Genomic DNA, 17,653 nt, shown 5'->3' with positions numbered 1-17,653 from the left:
GAATTGAAAAGCGCTGGCTGCCTGGGGATCACCTGGGTGGCTGGCGAATGTGTTGTCTGGTTTATTTAGTCAGGATCAGTTTTCCGGCATTGGTCTGGCGCAGCAGGTAGTGCTGGCCGTCATGCTCGATAATGACCCGTCCCTCCTCACCCAACAGGCTTTTGCTGTCGATTCGGCGATCGGTAGGAGCAGGGGACGGTGCTGTGTGTGTTTTTGTTGGCGTTGCCGCGCTGTTATCGGTAGGTGACATAATGTTTATAAATAACAATCAATGTAACAATGATAATCATTATCAATAAACTGCAAATTCACGGCAAGCGTTTTTGTGAAAATTGTGTGACGGGATCAAATTTGGGGGAGAGGTGCGGTCTGATGCCCTCACCCCGACCCTCTCCCACGGGGAGAGGGAGAAGGGCACGTACCGTAGGCCGGGTAAGCGCAGCGTCACCCGGCAGGATTTTAAAAGCGTGTGTCCACGGCTGAAGCCAGCATCTCCAGCAGCAGCTCGCTGTCTTCCCAGCTCAGGCACGGGTCGGTGATCGACTGGCCGTACACCATCTGCTGTCCGGCAACAATTTTCTGTGTACCTTCCTTGATGAAGCTTTCCGCCATAATGCCGGTCACCGCGGTCGAGCCGCTGCGGATCTGCTGGCAAACTTCCTAGCAGACGTCCAGCTGGCGGCGGTGCTGTTTCTGACAGTTGCCGTGGCTGAAATCCACCACCAGATGCTCCGGCAGGTCAAATTCCGCCAGCGTTTCGCAGGCGGCGGCAATATCTTCTGCATGGTAATTCGGTTTTTTACCGCCACGCATAATGATATGTCCGAACGGGTTGCCGCTGGTCTGGTAGATGGTCATCTGGCCGTTTTTATCCGGGGAGAGGAACATATGGCTGGCGCGTGACGCGCGGATGGCATCTACGGCAATTCGGGTATTGCCGTCCGTTCCGTTTTTGAAGCCCACCGGGCAGGAAAGCGCCGACGCCATTTCACGGTGGATCTGGCTTTCGGTGGTACGTGCGCCAATCGCGCCCCAGCTAATGAGGTCGGCAATAAACTGTCCGGTCACCATATCCAGAAATTCGGTGGCAGTTGGCACGCCCAGCTCGTTAACCTGTAACAGCAGCTTGCGCGCCAGCGTAATACCGTGATTCACCCGGTAGCTACCGTTCAGATCGGGATCGGAAATCAATCCTTTCCAGCCCACGACGGTACGCGGCTTTTCAAAGTAGGTACGCATCACGATCTCCAGGCGATCCTGATACGTGCCGCGCAGCGTCTGAAGGCGTTGTGCATAATCCATTGCCGCGTCGAGGTCGTGGATGGAGCAGGGGCCAATCACCACCAGAAGACGTTTGTCTTCACCATTGAGAATTTTTTCGATGCGGCGACGGGAGGCCGTCACATGGTCCGCCACCTCGGCGGATACGGGATGCAGCAGGGCCAGTTCAGCCGGTGTGACCAGGCTATCAATGCGCGCGGTGCGCAGTTCGTCGGTTTTGTTCATGGAATGTCTCAGAAATTTTTTGCTTCATCGGCAGACTACCGGGAAGTGATGGGCATCACCTTAAACCAATCCCTGCTGATTTCAAGTTCGGGGCACGTCGCCCCGAAGATGGCGTGATAATAACTGAAACTGGATTAATGTACTAGCATATTAGTACATGCGGCGATTCAGCCCCATGATATCGAGGATTTTGGTGGCAATTTCTTCTACTGAATAGTTGGTACTGTTCAGCCAGGGAATTTGATTTTTCCGGTACAGCGCTTCGACTTCGGAGACTTCCATTCGGCACTGGCGCATCGAGGCGTAGCGGCTGTTCTCGCGACGTTCTTCGCGGATCGCTGCCAGTCGTTCCGGGTTGATGGTCAGCCCAAACAGCTTATGCTGGAGCGGCTTGAGCGCGGCGGGCAGCACCAGGTTATCCATATCATCGGCAATAAAGGGGTAGTTGGCGGCACGAATGCCAAACTGCATGGCCAGGTAAAGGCTGGTGGGGGTTTTACCGCAGCGCGACACGCCGAGCAAAATCACCTGCGCCTGGTCGAGATTGCGCAGGGAGATCCCGTCGTCGTGCGCCAGGGTGTAGTCAATGGCGGCAATACGCGCATCGTATTTGGTCAGGTTACCGGGGTTCAGCCCGTGGGTACGGTGGGCGATCGGCGTCGGGTCGAGCTTCAGCTCGCTTTGCAAGGGAGCAACCAGCGCCTGCACGATGTCCTGACAGAAGCCCTCGCTTTGCAAAATGATGTTGCGGATCTCAGGGATCACAATGGAATAGAACACCAGCGGACGAACGCCGGTCTGCTGGTAAATGGCGTCGATCTGGTCCTTGACCGCTTTGGCCCGGCTCTCATTTTCCACGAACGGCAACGTGATGCTGTTTATCGATACCGGAAACTGCGACATCACCGCGTGTCCCAGCACCTCGGCGGTTATCGCCGTCCCATCAGAAATATAAAAAACGTGGCGATCGACAGCATTATCCATTTTATCCACCCTGAATAGCGTACGTAATTGCCTGAAAGCATAAATTAAAAAAGTTAATTTCACAGCAAAGAACTTATCTGAATTTAAAATGAAATGGTGTTTTTGATTTTCCTGAAAAGTGGATTTCATTTTTCGAATAGCGGCTTTATTTCTATGGTTTTTGCCGGAATCTATAGGAATCATCGGGTTAGCGAGTGCCGGGAAACTGTCCGAAAAGTTGAAAATTTAAATTGCTTACACGATTCACCGTTTTTTTAGCGGAAATAAATATGCCAGTATAAATACGTAGTCAGGTGTTTCTTACTCCGATCAAATATCACAAAAGGATTGTTTCGATGTCCAACAATGGCTCGTCACCGCTGGTGCTTTGGTATAACCAACTCGGCATGAATGATGTAGACAGAGTTGGGGGCAAAAATGCCTCCCTGGGTGAAATGATTACAAATCTGTCCGGTATGGGTGTTTCCGTACCTAACGGGTTTGCCACAACCGCCGATGCGTTTAACCTGTTTTTAGACCAGAGCGGTGTAAACCAGCGCATTTACGACCTGCTGGATAAAACGGATATTGATGATGTCACCGAGCTTGCCAAAGCCGGCGCGCAAATCCGCCAGTGGATTATCGACACACCTTTCCAGCCGGAACTGGAAAAAGCCATTCACGACGCGTACAACCAGCTCTCCGCTGACGACGCGCAGGCCTCCTTTGCCGTGCGCTCTTCCGCCACCGCGGAAGATATGCCGGACGCCTCTTTCGCCGGTCAGCAGGAAACGTTCCTGAACGTTCAGGGCTATGACGCGGTGCTGGTGGCGGTGAAGCACGTCTTCGCCTCCCTCTTCAACGACCGCGCCATCTCCTATCGCGTCCATCAGGGCTATGACCATCGCGGCGTCGCGCTCTCCGCAGGCGTGCAGCGCATGGTGCGTTCCGACGTAGGCTCTTCCGGCGTGATGTTCTCTATCGACACTGAATCCGGCTTCGACCAGGTGGTGTTTATCACCTCCGCATGGGGTCTGGGCGAGATGGTGGTGCAGGGGGCGGTAAACCCTGACGAATTCTACGTTCACAAGCCTACGCTGGCGGCTAACCGTCCGGCAGTGGTACGTCGCACCATGGGCTCGAAAAAAATCCGCATGATCTATGCTCCGACGCAAGAGCATGGCAAGCAGGTCACCATTGAAGATGTGCCACAGGAGCAACGGGATCGCTTCTCACTGACCGACGCCGAAGTGGAAGAGCTGGCGAAGCAGGCGGTGCAGATTGAAAAACACTATGGCCGTCCAATGGACATCGAGTGGGCGAAAGACGGACACACCGGCAAGCTGTTTATCGTGCAGGCGCGTCCGGAAACCGTCCGTTCACGTGGTCAGGTCATGGAGCGCTACACCCTGCACGCGCAGGGCAAAATTGTCGCGGAAGGCCGCGCAATTGGTCACCGCATCGGTGCCGGTCCGGTGAAAGTGATCCACGACATCAGCGAGATGAACCGCATTCAGCCCGGCGACGTGCTGGTGACCGATATGACCGACCCTGACTGGGAACCGATCATGAAAAAAGCGGCTGCCATCGTCACCAACCGCGGCGGCCGTACCTGTCACGCGGCTATTATCGCCCGTGAGCTGGGGATCCCGGCGGTAGTCGGCTGCGGTGATGCCACCGAGCGCATGAAGGACGACCAGAAGGTGACGGTCTCCTGTGCCGAAGGCGATACCGGCTACGTGTATGCCGATATCCTCGACTTCAGCGTGAAAAGTTCCAGCGTGGATACCATGCCGGACCTGCCGCTGAAGATCATGATGAACGTCGGCAACCCGGACCGCGCGTTTGACTTCGCCTGTCTGCCGAACGAAGGCGTGGGCCTGGCGCGTCTGGAATTTATTATTAACCGTATGATCGGGGTGCACCCGCGTGCGCTGCTGGAGTTCGACGACCAGGACGCAAAACTGCAAAACGAAATCCGCGAGATGATGAAGGGTTACGACTCGCCGAGAGAGTTCTATGTGGGTCGTCTGACGGAAGGGATCGCCACGCTCGGCGCGGCCTTCTACCCGAAACGCGTGATCGTGCGTCTGTCGGACTTTAAGTCCAACGAATACGCCAACCTGGTGGGCGGCGAACGCTACGAGCCGGAAGAAGAGAACCCGATGCTGGGCTTCCGCGGCGCCGGACGCTACGTGTCGGAAAGCTTCCGCGACTGCTTCGCGCTGGAGTGCGAGGCGGTAAAACGCGTGCGCAATGACATGGGTCTGACCAACGTGGAAATCATGATCCCGTTCGTCCGTACCGTGGATCAGGCGAAAGCGGTGGTGGATGAGCTGGCGCGTCAGGGGCTGAAGCGCGGCGAGAACGGGCTGAAGATCATCATGATGTGTGAAATTCCGTCCAACGCCCTGCTGGCCGAGCAGTTCCTTGAGCACTTCGACGGCTTCTCCATTGGCTCGAATGACATGACGCAGCTGGCGCTCGGCCTGGACCGCGACTCCGGCGTCGTCTCTGAGCTGTTCGATGAGCGTAACGAGGCGGTGAAAGCGCTGCTCTCCATGGCCATTCGCGCGGCGAAGAAACAGGGTAAATATGTCGGGATTTGCGGCCAGGGTCCTTCTGACCATGAAGACTTTGCGGCCTGGCTGATGGACGAGGGGATTGATAGCCTCTCCCTGAACCCGGACACAGTGGTGCAGACCTGGCTGAGCCTGGCAGAGCTGAACAAGTAAAACCTGCACAACCTGAAAAAGGCGAGGATATCTGTCCTCGCCTTTTTTATTTTCCTGCGAATATGCTCGCCATCACAAATAAAGCAAAAAACCAAATATCATAATTTATCTGTTAATTTAGACAATTGTTAGCGGGCAGGGCGTTGCTAATACTTGAGCCTTACCGCGTACATCCGTCGGGATGATGCGCGACTGGTTGAAATACGTTTTAACCTGATAAAAAGGCAAATAACAATGACAATCTCCTCTGTATTACGTACCAAAGATAAAATAGGTTATGGCCTCGGCGATATGGCCAGCGCGCTGGTCTGGCAAACGGCAACGTTATTTCTCGCTTATTTCTATACGGACGTATTCGGTTTGCCTGCGGCCATTATGGGCACCATGTTTTTAGTGGTGCGCGTGGTCGATGCGTTTGTCGACCCGTGCATTGGCGCGCTGGTGGACCGCACTCAGACCCGCCACGGTCGTTTTCGTCCCTGGCTGCTCTGGTTTGCCATTCCGTTTGGCGTGAGCTGCCTGATTACCTTCTACGTACCGGATGCCGGGGCGATGGCAAAAATTGTCTATGCCTGCGTAACCTATGCCATCCTGAGTCTGATCTATTCCGCGATTAACGTCCCTTACTGTGCCATGCCTGGCGCGCTGACGCTCGACCCGCGCGAACGCCACTCGCTGCAATCCTGGCGCTTTGGCCTGTCGTTTATCGGCGGGTTGATTGTAACCGTCATCGCGCTGCCGCTGGTCTCATTATTAGGCCAGGGGAATGTGCAAAAAGGCTATTTCTATGCCATGAGCCTGATGGGGCTGCTGGGTATTGTTTTATTCTTCTGCTGCTTCTTTATGACCCGGGAGCGTTACTCGCCGCGCAATGACACCTCCGGCTCGATGCTGACGGATTTAAAACTGCTGGCCGCCAATAGCCAGTGGCGAATTGTTTTTCTGTTTAATATTTTACTGTTAACCGCCGTCGTGACGCGTGGCTCTGCGACCATGTATTACGTTAATTATGTTCTGTTACGTCCGGAACTGGTTTTTGCCTTTATTGTTTCAGGCATGGTGGCCTCCTTAAGCGGCGCATTATTATCTGAACGCCTGCTGGGCAAATTTGACCGGGTGCGTGCCTATCAGTGGACCATTATTTCTTTCGTTATTTTTGGCGCGCTGATTTTCTTCATTCCGCCCTCGCAGGTGTGGCTGATATTCGGTCTGAATATTGTGTTTAGTTTTATTCAGAACCTGACCACGCCGCTGCAATGGACCATGTTCTCCGATGTGGTGGACTACGAAGAACACCGTAGCGGCCGCCGCTTGGACGGGCTGGTCTTTTCTACCGCCCTGTTTGCCATCAAATTTGGGCTGGCGCTGGGCGGGGCGGTGGTCGGTTGGGTGCTTGGCATGGTGGATTACGCTCCCGGTCAGGCAAACCAGGCGCCTCACGTTCTTGCAACCATCAATGCCCTGTTCACCCTGATCCCCTGCGTGCTGTTCCTCTGCATGGTGGCGCTCCTTGCCATCTACAAACTTAACAGCCGGCTGGTGGACAGCATCGCCCGCGAGCTGGCCAGCAAACGCGATAGTCGAAACGATGCGGGGCAGCTCAGCCCGGCAACCCAATCCGCACTACAGGAGTAAACCATGACTGCGATCTACAAGGACGCGGGACGTTCCGTACACGAGCGTGTCGCTGATTTACTGGCGCGTATGACGCCGGAAGAGAAATTTGCCCAGATGCACGCGTACTGGCTGATCCTCGATGAACACGGCAACCACCGCGAGCGCAGCGATCTGAGCGATGAATTCGCCGGCGTGAGTGAACAGGCGTCCCTCAGCGAAAGGCTGAAGCTGGGCGTCGGGCAGATCACCCGCCCGCTCGGCACGCACATTGTTGATGCAAAAACCGGCGTGCGTGCCGCCAACCGCCTGCAACGCATGATGATGGAGGAGACCCGGCTCGGCATTCCGGCGCTGTTTCATGAGGAGTGTCTGGTGGGGCTGCTGTGCAAAGATGCAACGCTGTTCCCGTCGTCGCTGAACTACGGTTCTACCTGGGACCCGGCGCTGGTGCAGCGCGCGGCGGAGCAGATTGGCAAAGAGGCCCGGTCTGTCGGGTGCCAGCAGGGGCTGGCCCCGGTGCTGGATGTCTCGCGCGATGTGCGCTGGGGACGGACGGAAGAGACCTTTGGGGAAGATCCGTGGCTGGTAGGGGTGATGGCGACGGCGTACGTGAAGGGGTTGCAGGGCGATAAGCGCGATCTGCTGGCGACCCTGAAACATTACGTCGGCCACTCCTTCAGCGAAGGGGCGCGCAATCATGCGCCGGTCCATCTCGGTTTCAGCGAGCTTAACGATACCTTCCTGCTGCCGTTTGAGATGGCGGTAAAGCTGGCCAACGCCGGTTCGGTGATGCCAGCCTATCACGACATTGATAATCAGCCAGGGCACAGCGACCATTTTCTGCTCACCACCGTGCTGCGTGAACAGTGGGGCTTCGACGGCATTATCGTGGCGGATTACGGCGGCGTCAGCCTGCTGCACCAGCACCACGGGATTTCTCACGATCCAGCACAATCGGCGGCGCTGGCGTTTAACGCCGGGCTGGACGTGGAATTGCCGAAGGATGACTGCGCGCGTCATCTGGCTGAAGCGGTAGAGCGTGGGCTCATCTCAATGGCGAAAGTGGATGAGATTGTGGCGCGCGTGCTAAGTGAAAAATTCCGTCTCGGGCTGTTTGAAAAACCGTACGCCGACGAAGACGGTATCGATTTGCAGAATGAGGCGACCCGGCAGGTGGCGCGCGAGGTGGCAACAAAATCGATCACGCTGCTGGAAAATAACGGCATTTTGCCCCTCGGCGGAAAACCCCGTGTAGCGGTAGTGGGGCCGACGGCGGACGATCCGCTGGCGTTACTGAGCGGCTACAGCTTCCCGGTTCATCTGATCATCAGCGATATGGTTGAAGAGACCTCGAAGGTGACTACCCCGCGCGCGGCGCTGGAACAGTACCTTGGTGCATCGCAGATACGTTACGCCAAAGGGTGCCACATTATCGAAAAACGGATGGCGGGCGCGCCGGTGTTCCCGGGCGACAGCGGCGGTAAACCGATGCAGCAATCGCCGGTTTCACAACGCACGGATCTGATCCCCGACGCCGTGAGCGCGGCAAAAGAGAGTGACGTGGTGGTGGCCTGCGTGGGCGACCTCGCCGGACTATTCCAGAGCGGCACCGTGGGGGAAGGTTCGGATACCGATTCGCTGGATCTACCGGGCGTGCAGCAACAGTTGCTGGAGGCGCTGGTGGCAACCGGTAAGCCGGTGATTGTCGTCATGACGGGTGGGCGTCCTTATAACCTTCAGGGGCTGGAAGAGAAGGTGGCCGCGCTGATGATGGCCTGGGCGCCGGGGCAGGAAGGGGGCTGGGCGATTGCCGATGTCTTAACCGGCCGCGCGGAGCCGCAGGGCAGGCTGGTAGTGAGCGTGCCGAAAAACGCCGGGGCGATGCCGTACTACTATAACCACAAGCTGAAAAGCGGCGGCACGCCGTTTGCGTTCCATTTCGGCGCACTTTACCCGTTCGGTTACGGTCTCGGCTGGACGCAGTTTCGCTGGGGCGCGGCCCGCCTGGCGGAAAGCCGCGTCCCGATCGACGGAGAGGTGGCGTTAAGCGTCGATATCACCAACACCGGCGAGCGCAGCGGCAGCGAAGTGGTACAGGTGTACGTACGCGATAAGGTCGCTACGCAGGTGCGTCCGCTTCAGGAGCTGAAAGCGTTCCAGCGCGTTACGCTTTCACCGGGAGAAACCGCCACGCTGACCTTTACCCTGCCGGTGGAGATGTTTAATTTCACCCGCCGGGACGGGAAGCGGATTGTCGAGCCAGGGGAATTTGAGCTACAGGTTGGCGCGTCCTCGGCGGATATACGCGAGGTGGTGAACGTGCTGGTAACCGGGGAGACGCGGGAGCTGGCGGGGGAATGGCGCATGCTCAGCCGCTGTGACATTACACGGGCGTAAAAAGGATAAAAAAAAGCCCATCGTGGGAGATGGGCAAAGACTACACACAGCAATTCGTTGTTTCACTCAGGGGATTTCCATGCTTATAAATCAAGGTGTTGATTTATAACCGTGTCTTAATAGTAGGCATGCCAGGATTTTGAGTCGATCGGATTCGTCTCAATAGTTAAAGGCAGGTAAAGATTTCTTGAAGAGAATGACGGTTTTAGGCAGGAAAAGGCGGGTCTGACCAGTGCACAGAGAATAAATAGTTTAGCAACGTTTAAGTATTGCTGTGGAGAGTGTAGGCCGGGTAAGCGTTAGCGCCACCCGGCCTACGTTCTTACTGCGCGTTCTTATCTTCCAGTTCTTCAAGTTCGCTTAAGATGACGTCAGGGTCGGTTCCCGGCGGCGGCACTTCATGCACCCAGGCGGAGAAGAGACGCCAGGTTACCGCAAGCAGCACCGGACCGATGAACAGGCCAATCATGCCGAAGGCAATTAACCCCCCGATCACCCCGGACAGGATCAGAATCAGCGGCAGGTCAGCGCCCATGCGGATGAGGAGGGGACGGATCACGTTATCCATGGTGCCCACCACGCAACTCCAGACCAGTAGCACCGTGCCCCAGGTCGTGTCCCCCGTCCAGTAAAGCCAGATAATGCAGGGAACCAGCACCAGCAGCGGACCGAGCTGAGCCAGACAGGTCATCAGCATGACGACGGTGAAAATGGTGGCATAAGGTACGCCGGAAATCGCCAGCCCGATTCCGCCAAGTACAGCCTGCACCAGCGCTGTGACCACCACGCCGAGCGCCACCGCGCGGACGGCCTGGGCTGCCAGCAGCACGGCCGCATCGCCGCGTTTACCTGCCAGTCGGGTGGCGAAATGACGCACCCCCAGCGCAACCTGCTCGCCGCGCCAGTACAGCAGGGCGCTGAAGACCAGCATCAACGTACAGTGCATCATGAAGCGACCAATGTGCGCAGCCTGCCCCACAAACCAGGTGGTGGTTGTGCCGATGTACGGACGCACTTTGGCCATCAGGGCGCTACCGCCCATCTCCAGCAGGCTGTGCCAGCCGCTGTACAGTTTTGCGCCCACAACAGGAATACTGTTCAGCCACGCGAGATCCGGCAGCGTCATATCACCGCTGGTGACCGCGCGAATAACCGGGCCGCTACTGTCAACCAGGCTGTTAACCAGCAGTGCAATGGGAATAATAAACAGCAGGAACAACAGCAGCGTCATCACCAGCACGGCCAGGCCGCGGCGACCAAACAGCAGTTTCTGCAAACGTAAGAGTAAAGGCCAGGTTGCGACGACGACGGTCGCGGCCCAGGCAAATCCGAGCACGAAAGGACGAACAATCCACAGACACGCAATAATCATAATGGCTAAGAACAGCACCGACAGCAGTATCTGCGCGACATCCCTGGGCTGACGAAGATTGACCATAAACGAAACTTTCCTTAAATGAACACCAGCAAGGCTGATGGGAATATAAACCGCATCTCTCTAATCATTAGTGATTTCAGCGATTTTTGACAGGCGGATTTTGCCCGTAATTCTACGAAGCACATAAGAAAAAAATGTGATAAAACTTTCCAGACACAACGCAAACGATTTCACACTATTCTCATTAGGGTCGACAGCAATGATCCCACAGATTTCTCAGGCACCGGGCGTCGTTCAGCTGGTGCTTAATTTTTTGCAGGCACTGGAGCAACAGGGTTTTACAGGTGACACCGCCACCGATTATGCCGACAGGCTGACGATGGCGACCGATAACAGTATTTACCAGCTTCTTCCCGATGCCGTCGTTTTCCCGCGCTCTACCGCCGATGTGGCGCTCATCGCCCGTCTGGCGTCGCAGGAGCGTTTCAGCACCCTGGTCTTTACCCCACGCGGCGGCGGGACGGGTACCAACGGGCAGGCGCTGAACCAGGGCATCATCATTGATATGTCCCGCTATATGAACCGCATCATTGAGATCAACCCGGAAGAGGGGTGGGTGCGAGTGGAAGCGGGGGTGATCAAAGATCAGCTGAATCAGTTTTTGAAACCTTACGGCTATTTTTTTGCGCCAGAGCTTTCCACCAGTAACCGCGCGACCATTGGCGGGATGATCAACACCGATGCCTCGGGGCAGGGCTCGCTGGTCTACGGCAAAACCTCCGATCACGTTATGGGTGTGCGGGCGGTGCTGCTGGGGGGCGATATCCTCGATACCCAACCGATGCCGATCGAGCTGGCCGAAACTCTGGCAAAAGAGAGCACCACCAGCGGACGGATTTATCGTACCGTGCTGGAGCGCTGCCGCGAAAATCGCGAACTGATCCTCAACAAATTCCCGAAGCTCAACCGCTTCCTGACGGGCTACGATCTGCGCCATGTCTTTAATGACGATCTGAGCCAGTTCGATCTTACCCGCGTACTGACCGGGTCAGAAGGGACGCTGGCCTTCATCACCGAAGCGCGTCTGGATATCACCCGGTTGCCAAAGGTGCGCCGTCTGGTGAATGTCAAATACAACTCCTTTGACTCCGCGCTGCGTAATGCACCGTTTATGGTGGAGGCGCGGGCGCTGTCGGTGGAAACCGTCGATTCAAAAGTTCTGAACCTGGCCCGGGAAGATATCGTCTGGCATTCGGTGAGCGAACTGATTACCGACGTGCCGGATAAAGAGATGCTCGGCCTGAACATCGTCGAGTTCGCCGGGGATGACGCAGAGCAGATTGAGAGCCAGGTAAGCACGCTCTGCCAGCGTCTGGACGAGCTGATTGCCCAGGGGGAAGGCGGCGTCATTGGCTGGCAGCTGTGTAACGATCTCTCCGGCATCGAGCGAATCTACGCGATGCGTAAAAAAGCGGTGGGGCTGCTCGGCAACGCGAAAGGGGCGGCGAAGCCTATTCCGTTTGCGGAAGATACCTGCGTGCCGCCGGAGCACCTTGCTGATTATATTGTGGAGTTTCGCGCGCTGCTCGACAGCCATGGTCTGAGCTATGGCATGTTCGGGCACGTGGACGCGGGTGTGCTGCACGTGCGCCCGGCGCTGGACATGTGCGACCCGCAGCAGGAGATCCTGATGAAGGAGATCTCCGACCAGGTCGTGGCCCTCACGGCCAAATACGGCGGCTTGTTATGGGGCGAGCACGGCAAAGGATTCCGCGCCGAGTACAGCCCGGCGTTTTTTGGCGAACAACTTTACGCCGAGCTGCGTAAGGTGAAAGCCGCTTTTGATCCCGATAACCGCCTCAACCCGGGAAAAATCTGCCCGCCGGAGGGCATCGATGCGCCGATGTTGCAGGTGGACGCCGTCAAGCGCGGCACCTATGACCGACAAATTCCGATTGCGGTACGCGCTTCCTGGCGCGGCGCGATGGAGTGCAACGGCAACGGGCTGTGCTTCAACTTCGATGTGAAAAGCCCGATGTGTCCGTCGATGAAAATCACCAGCAACCGCATTCATTCCCCGAAAGGGCGTGCCACGCTGGTGCGCGAATGGCTGCGCCTGCTGGCCGACCGCGGCGTTGACCCGCTCAAGCTGGAACAGGAGCTGCCGGAAAAACGCGACAGCCTGCGCGGGCTTATCGAACGCACCCGCAACAGCTGGCATGCGAACAAAGGTGAATACGATTTCTCGCATGAGGTGAAAGAGGCGATGTCCGGCTGCCTGGCGTGCAAGGCGTGTTCAACCCAGTGCCCGATTAAAATTGACGTACCGGAATTCCGTTCCCGCTTCCTCCAGCTGTACCACACGCGTTATCTGCGCCCGATGCGCGATCATCTGGTGGCGACGGTGGAGAGTTACGCGCCGCTGATGGCCCGTGCGCCAAAAACCTTTAACTTCTTTATCAACCAGCCGCTGGTGCGCAAACTGTCAGAAAAACATATCGGCATGGTGGATCTGCCGCTGCTGTCGGTGCCATCGCTCCAGCGTCGGCTGGTGGGGCACCGCTCGGCGAACATGACCCTGGAACAACTGGAAGCATTAAGCCCTGAGCAGAAAGCGAAGGTGGTGCTGGTGGTGCAGGATCCGTTTACCAGCTATTACGATGCGCAGGTGGTGGCCGATTTTGTCCGACTGGCCGAGAAAATCGGCTACCAGCCGGTGGTGCTGCCGTTCTCGCCGAACGGCAAGGCGCAGCACATTAAAGGCTTCCTCACCCGCTTTGCGAAAACCGCGCAGAAAACTTCAGATTTTCTGAATCGCGTGGCGCAGCTCAGTATGCCGATGGTGGGCGTCGATCCGGCGCTGGTGCTCTGTTACCGGGATGAATATAAGCAGACGCTCGGCGATAAGCGCGGTGATTTTCAGGTCTTACTGGTGCACGAGTGGCTGCCTGCGGTGCTGACGCAAACGCCCACTCAGGAGGTGAGTGGAGAAGCCTGGTATCTGTTTGGGCACTGCACCGAAGTGACGGCGCTGCCGACGGCGCCTGCCCAGTGGGCTTCTATCTTTGCCCGGTTTGGCGCGAAGCTGGAAAGCGTTAACGTGGGCTGCTGCGGTATGGCCGGAACCTACGGCCATGAAGTCAAAAACCACGCTAATTCGCTCGGCATTTACGAGCTGTCGTGGCATCAGGCGATGCAGCGCCTGCCACGCAACCGCTGTCTGGCGACGGGCTACTCCTGCCGCAGCCAGGTGAAACGGGTGGAAGGTAACGGCGTCCGCCATCCATTGCAGGCTTTACTGGAGATTATCGGATGATCTGGAAACGTGCGGTCACGCTGGAGGCCTTAAATGCCATGGGCGCGGAGAACATGGTCGGTTTGCTGGATATCCAGTTCACGCGCATTGGCGACAACGAACTGGAAGCGACGATGCCGGTAGACAACCGTACTCATCAACCGTTTGGCCTGTTGCACGGCGGCGCGTCCGTCGTGCTGGCCGAAACGCTGGGGTCGGTGGCGGGCTACCTGTGTACGGAAGGAGAGCAGAAGGTGGTGGGTCTGGAGGTCAATGCCAACCACATCCGCTCCGTTCGCAGCGGGCGCGTGCGCGGCGTCTGCCGGGCGCTGCATGCCGGAAGCCGTCATCAGGTGTGGCAGATTGATATTCTGGACGAGCAGGATCGCCTGTGTTGTTCATCCAGGCTGACGACGGCCGTTGTGTAAAGTTTCCGGATGTCTTGTTTTTGGTCAAAAATTAGCCGCCTGATTGTGATATACTGGTCACGTTTTGAACATAAGCGAGGACATCATGGATACTGAAATAACCCCAACACAGCTGGCAATTGAATATTTACGTCGCGATAAAAGCAATCTGTCTCCCGCCCAGTACCTGAAAAAGCTGAAACAGCTTGAGCTGGAATTTACGGATTTGCTGGCGCTCTCTTCAAACGAACTGAAAGAAGAGATCTACTTTGCCTGGCGGTTGGGCGTTCACGTCCATTAAGCAGTGAAGAAAAGGCCGCAAGCGCGGCCTTTTTTGTGTCTGACATTCAGTATCTGGCAGGCAGTTTGTTAATTTTAATCAGCCGGCCTTCTTCCATTTCGATGAACCCACCCGTTTTCAGATCAGCCAGGATCCGCATTACGCCACTGCGGGAAAGATGGGTTTTATCCCTGATATACCTTTCCGCCGTCACGCTGCGTCGGTAGCTGTCATCTTCCTGCATCAGCAGCACGAGCTGCTGGCGAATCATCTCGTACGCGGTTGGCGCGCCTTTCGGCATGACGTTGTGATAGAGGCGGTTATAGACAAACATCAGATGATTAGAAAGCAGCCCCCACAGCGCCTTCTCTTTGATAATTTCAGCCACCCGATCGGTCGTGAGCACACCAATCAGGCAAGGCGTTACCGTTCGGAGGTAGTCATTAAAATAAATGTCCGTCAGGTTAGCGAGGCCAAACAGGGCGGGACTGCGCGCCGTTGAAAGCATCATGTCGTCGCTTCTTCTGTATATGGCGACCGTGCCATCAAGAATTAAATAACACATGCTCTGCCCGTCAACCTGGAGATCAAGTTGCTCGCCGGGATCGGTTTTATGCGTGGCGCAGTGCGGCTGTAAATGAGAAATCAGTTCCTGAGCATAGGGAGAGCCGCGATGCGATGGTTTGTCAGAAGACATAGCGTTAACCTGGAAAGAGACTGTACTCTCTATAGTGTCGCTCTTCTTTTCCACCTTCTCCAGAGATAAATACAGCCTCAGTACTTACGGGGTAAGTGATGGATCTCAACTAGTACGCCACGCTCCATGGTGATGTATTTCCCCGTCCGCAACTCCGCGAGGATCCGCATAATGCCGCTGCGTGAAAGATAGGTGCGGCTTTTGATATAGGCCGCGGCGGTAATGTTTTGTCTTATGGCTTCCGGCTCCTGCATCAACTCAACCAGTTGAAAGCGGATAATGTCATAAGCCGACATTTGCGATATCTGGGCACAATGTTCGTAGACGCGCGATGCGGTGTAGATCAGCAGGTTTGAGAAGTGCTCCCATAAATTCTGTTGTGCGACAACATGATTGAAACACGCCAGCGAAACGCTGGCCACCTCTGAAGTTTCCAGCGCTCTGACGTACAGGTGTTCAGACGATAACTGGCTGCTCACGCCGAGTATAAATGGCGCGGATTCAGAATTTAAGACGATACCGTCCCCGCGACGGTGTAACGCCACGCTGCCATGCAACAGTAAAAAGCATTGACGGGTATCGCCGGAGCAATAATGGATAATTTCTCCTCTGGCAATAATGCTTCTCTCCGCATGCGGCAAAACATTATCGATTATTTTTTCAATGTGCTTAAAAGGCTTAGCGCCGAGCACTGTTGACTTATCAATATCTGACTCAGGCGCGAAACGGGTATTCATGTGAAACCTCACTGACTGATGCGATCATTTTTTGATCGGCATAAAGAATTATCTTAAAAACCAGCAGGTCAGGGAATGTTTGCGGCGAGTCTAATTATAGACTCGATTTTTTTTGAGTCTTAATTAATTGAAATTGAAACCTTTTTTATTCAGGTCTAAAAGTAGACTTTGGCCATTATTCTTAAGGTGTTTCCGAGTGAATATGTTTTGTAATTGTTAAAAGAGGGTCTACAGCTAGACCTCAAAATTGATTGTATGCGGAAAAAGAGTTGTATAAATTTTGACTCGTCGGAAGGTCTTTTGTTTCTGCAACTGAATGTCGGTAATAAATAAAGTAATACGGGATATAAAATTATGAATACAAAATTGATGATGGCAATGTTAGCGGCAGGTTCTGTACTCACCATGACCAATGCATTCGCAGCGGCCGGTACCGTTAATTTTAACGGGAATATTCTGGATTCTGCCTGCGACGTTGATGTGGCATCCCAGAATCAGGTGGTGGTATTAGGCGATTATTATAAAACGGAATTCCCGACAACCGGGGCGAGAACGGCTGCGACGCAATTCAATATTATTTTGAAAAACTGTCCGGTAACGGTCACCAATGCAAAAGTCCGTTTTGACGGCACGCCGGATTTAACCAACGCCAGCCTGCTGGCGATTGATACGTCCGTGGCGGGGGCGGCCACCGGGGTGGCGATTAACCTGATGACGGCAGATAAAGCCGATCTGCCGCTGCACGGCAGCAACAGCTATATCTACCCGCTCAGCAGTACGGCTGATAATACGCTGAACTTCTACGCGCAGTATATCTCCACCGCGGCATCCGTGACCGCGGGCCCGGCTAACTCGGTCGCAAACTTCTCAGTGGTATACAACTAAGTCATTGCAGTAATCAGCAGGGGGCCGCCCGGCCCCTTGTTTTATGAGGTAAAAAAAAATGCGTTTTATCACGACAACGGGCCTGGCTATGGCGCTGTTACCGCTGACATTAACATCCGTCAGTGCAGGAGTAATTATTGGCGGCACCCGTATTATTTTCGATGGGGCTAAAAAAGAGGCGTCAATAGGTATTACTAATCCTGATAACGTTCCTTATTTAATCCAGTCGTGGATAGATGTTCAGGATGAACAATCGGGTAAAGCGCCTTTTATTATTACGCCACCACTGTATCGGCTGGACGGCGGGCAAAAGAACCTTGAGCGTATTGTCATGACCGGCTCACTGCCTCAGGGGCAGGAGAGTTTATTCTGGCTGAACATTAAAGCTATTCCTTCAGCCTCAAAGCAGATGAACTCGCTGCAAATTGCCGTCAAAACGCGCATCAAATTAATTTATCGACCAGAGACTCTTCGTGCGTCTACCCCCGAGGAGCAAGCCAATAAATTAACCTGGCGTCGTGCGGGAAATACCCTTCAGGTTAATAACCCTACGCCGTACGTTATCAATTTCAATGAAATTACGTTGGGTAATAAGAAACTTGACGATGTCACGTACGTGATGCCTTCAGGCACAGCCCGTTTTCCGTTACCGAACGGAACCAGTGGCAATACGCTGACGTTTAAAGTCATTAACGATTATGGCAGCCCTGGCGAATTACACCGGGCAAGTTTGTGATCCTTACGCGTTAATCAGGT

General features: G+C 55.2%; 13 protein-coding genes, 1 other RNA gene and 1 pseudogene. 8 read left to right on the top strand and 7 right to left on the bottom strand.

From position 1 onward, the window contains the following. Window positions 1-61: 61 nt before the first annotated feature. From hemP to ppsR, 3 genes and pseudogenes are all read right to left on the bottom strand, one after another. Window positions 62-250: a hemin uptake protein HemP gene (gene hemP, locus SK62_RS11880; protein ID WP_015570723.1), complete on the bottom strand. Its 189-nt coding sequence runs from the start codon at window positions 248-250 to the stop codon at window positions 62-64. A 209-nt stretch (window positions 251-459) separates the two neighbouring features. Next, a pseudogene (aroH, locus tag SK62_RS11870) lies at window positions 460-1,506 on the bottom strand (3-deoxy-7-phosphoheptulonate synthase AroH). A 150-nt stretch (window positions 1,507-1,656) separates the two neighbouring features. Then, entirely contained in the window at window positions 1,657-2,490 is an 834-nt protein-coding gene (gene ppsR, locus SK62_RS11865) for a posphoenolpyruvate synthetase regulatory kinase/phosphorylase PpsR (RefSeq protein WP_017384644.1), read from the bottom strand. Between the two features lie 335 nt (window positions 2,491-2,825). Here ppsR and ppsA point away from each other — a divergent pair, with 335 nt between their 5' ends. From ppsA to SK62_RS11850, 3 genes are all read left to right on the top strand, one after another. Next, window positions 2,826-5,204 (top strand): phosphoenolpyruvate synthase, encoded by a 2,379-nt coding sequence (gene ppsA, locus SK62_RS11860; protein ID WP_017384643.1) that lies wholly within the window; start codon window positions 2,826-2,828, stop codon window positions 5,202-5,204. A gap of 234 nt (window positions 5,205-5,438) precedes the next feature. Further along, on the top strand, window positions 5,439-6,839 hold the full coding sequence (locus SK62_RS11855) for an MFS transporter (protein WP_032103722.1): 1,401 nt from the start codon (window positions 5,439-5,441) through the stop codon (window positions 6,837-6,839). A 3-nt stretch (window positions 6,840-6,842) separates the two neighbouring features. Beyond that, entirely contained in the window at window positions 6,843-9,218 is a 2,376-nt protein-coding gene (locus SK62_RS11850) for a glycoside hydrolase family 3 N-terminal domain-containing protein (protein ID WP_048249564.1), read from the top strand. Window positions 9,219-9,223: 5 nt separating this feature from the next. On the opposite strand, the gene rprA is transcribed toward SK62_RS11850, so the two are convergent. Then, window positions 9,224-9,331, bottom strand: an RNA gene (gene rprA, locus SK62_RS22290) — antisense sRNA RprA. A gap of 209 nt (window positions 9,332-9,540) precedes the next feature. After that, window positions 9,541-10,656: an AI-2E family transporter YdiK gene (gene ydiK / locus SK62_RS11845; RefSeq protein ID WP_015570721.1), complete on the bottom strand. Its 1,116-nt coding sequence runs from the start codon at window positions 10,654-10,656 to the stop codon at window positions 9,541-9,543. A 199-nt stretch (window positions 10,657-10,855) separates the two neighbouring features. Between ydiK and SK62_RS22680 the strand changes: the two genes are divergently transcribed. From SK62_RS22680 to SK62_RS11830, 3 genes are all read left to right on the top strand, one after another. Continuing rightward, a complete protein-coding gene (locus SK62_RS22680) occupies window positions 10,856-13,912 on the top strand; it encodes a D-2-hydroxyglutarate dehydrogenase YdiJ (RefSeq protein ID WP_047719397.1) in 3,057 nt (1,018 codons plus the stop codon). Further along, on the top strand, window positions 13,909-14,319 hold the full coding sequence (gene menI, locus SK62_RS11835; protein WP_023296356.1) for a 1,4-dihydroxy-2-naphthoyl-CoA hydrolase: 411 nt from the start codon (window positions 13,909-13,911) through the stop codon (window positions 14,317-14,319). The genes SK62_RS22680 and menI overlap by 4 nt, the downstream gene beginning before the upstream one ends. Before the next feature lie 85 nt (window positions 14,320-14,404). Further along, window positions 14,405-14,599 carry a YdiH family protein gene (locus SK62_RS11830; RefSeq protein WP_003857766.1) on the top strand — a complete coding sequence of 65 codons (195 nt, stop codon included), beginning with the start codon at window positions 14,405-14,407 and terminating at the stop codon, window positions 14,597-14,599. A 46-nt stretch (window positions 14,600-14,645) separates the two neighbouring features. Here the strand turns inward: SK62_RS11830 and SK62_RS11825 are convergent, their stop codons facing one another. Beyond that, window positions 14,646-15,275: a helix-turn-helix domain-containing protein gene (locus SK62_RS11825; RefSeq protein WP_017693577.1), complete on the bottom strand. Its 630-nt coding sequence runs from the start codon at window positions 15,273-15,275 to the stop codon at window positions 14,646-14,648. Window positions 15,276-15,352: 77 nt separating this feature from the next. After that, window positions 15,353-16,012 carry a winged helix-turn-helix transcriptional regulator gene (locus SK62_RS11820; RefSeq protein ID WP_015570718.1) on the bottom strand — a complete coding sequence of 220 codons (660 nt, stop codon included), beginning with the start codon at window positions 16,010-16,012 and terminating at the stop codon, window positions 15,353-15,355. Window positions 16,013-16,366: 354 nt separating this feature from the next. Between SK62_RS11820 and SK62_RS11815 the strand changes: the two genes are divergently transcribed. Together SK62_RS11815 and SK62_RS11810 are read left to right on the top strand one after the other, a co-directional pair. Next, window positions 16,367-16,897 carry a fimbrial protein gene (locus SK62_RS11815; protein WP_015570717.1) on the top strand — a complete coding sequence of 177 codons (531 nt, stop codon included), beginning with the start codon at window positions 16,367-16,369 and terminating at the stop codon, window positions 16,895-16,897. A gap of 58 nt (window positions 16,898-16,955) precedes the next feature. Next, window positions 16,956-17,633, top strand: coding sequence for a fimbrial biogenesis chaperone (locus tag SK62_RS11810; RefSeq protein ID WP_047719398.1), 678 nt, complete (start codon window positions 16,956-16,958; stop codon window positions 17,631-17,633). Window positions 17,634-17,653 lie beyond the last annotated feature (20 nt).

It is taken from the genome of Enterobacter sp. BIDMC109, from assembly GCF_001037885.1.
In the GTDB taxonomy this organism is placed as follows: domain Bacteria; phylum Pseudomonadota; class Gammaproteobacteria; order Enterobacterales; family Enterobacteriaceae; genus Enterobacter; species Enterobacter hormaechei_C.
The sequence above is the reverse complement of the archived record's forward strand: the minus strand, read 5'-3'. Positions and strand labels throughout refer to the sequence as shown.

Bases quoted from the DNA above. Each gene is read 5' to 3' on its own strand.
- SK62_RS11810 (WP_047719398.1), top strand. From the start codon at position 16,956: ATGCGTTTTATCACGACAACGGGCCTGGCTATGGCGCTGTTACCGCTG.
- SK62_RS11855 (WP_032103722.1), top strand. From the start codon at position 5,439: ATGACAATCTCCTCTGTATTACGTACCAAAGATAAAATAGGTTATGGC.
- ppsA (WP_017384643.1), top strand. From the start codon at position 2,826: ATGTCCAACAATGGCTCGTCACCGCTGGTGCTTTGGTATAACCAACTC.
- SK62_RS11850 (WP_048249564.1), top strand. From the start codon at position 6,843: ATGACTGCGATCTACAAGGACGCGGGACGTTCCGTACACGAGCGTGTC.
- SK62_RS11820 (WP_015570718.1), bottom strand. From the start codon at position 16,012: ATGAATACCCGTTTCGCGCCTGAGTCAGATATTGATAAGTCAACAGTG.
- ppsR (WP_017384644.1), bottom strand. From the start codon at position 2,490: ATGGATAATGCTGTCGATCGCCACGTTTTTTATATTTCTGATGGGACG.
- SK62_RS11830 (WP_003857766.1), top strand. From the start codon at position 14,405: ATGGATACTGAAATAACCCCAACACAGCTGGCAATTGAATATTTACGT.
- SK62_RS11825 (WP_017693577.1), bottom strand. From the start codon at position 15,275: ATGTCTTCTGACAAACCATCGCATCGCGGCTCTCCCTATGCTCAGGAA.
- ydiK (WP_015570721.1), bottom strand. From the start codon at position 10,656: ATGGTCAATCTTCGTCAGCCCAGGGATGTCGCGCAGATACTGCTGTCG.
- menI (WP_023296356.1), top strand. From the start codon at position 13,909: ATGATCTGGAAACGTGCGGTCACGCTGGAGGCCTTAAATGCCATGGGC.
- hemP (WP_015570723.1), bottom strand. From the start codon at position 250: ATGTCACCTACCGATAACAGCGCGGCAACGCCAACAAAAACACACACA.
- SK62_RS22680 (WP_047719397.1), top strand. From the start codon at position 10,856: ATGATCCCACAGATTTCTCAGGCACCGGGCGTCGTTCAGCTGGTGCTT.
- SK62_RS11815 (WP_015570717.1), top strand. From the start codon at position 16,367: ATGAATACAAAATTGATGATGGCAATGTTAGCGGCAGGTTCTGTACTC.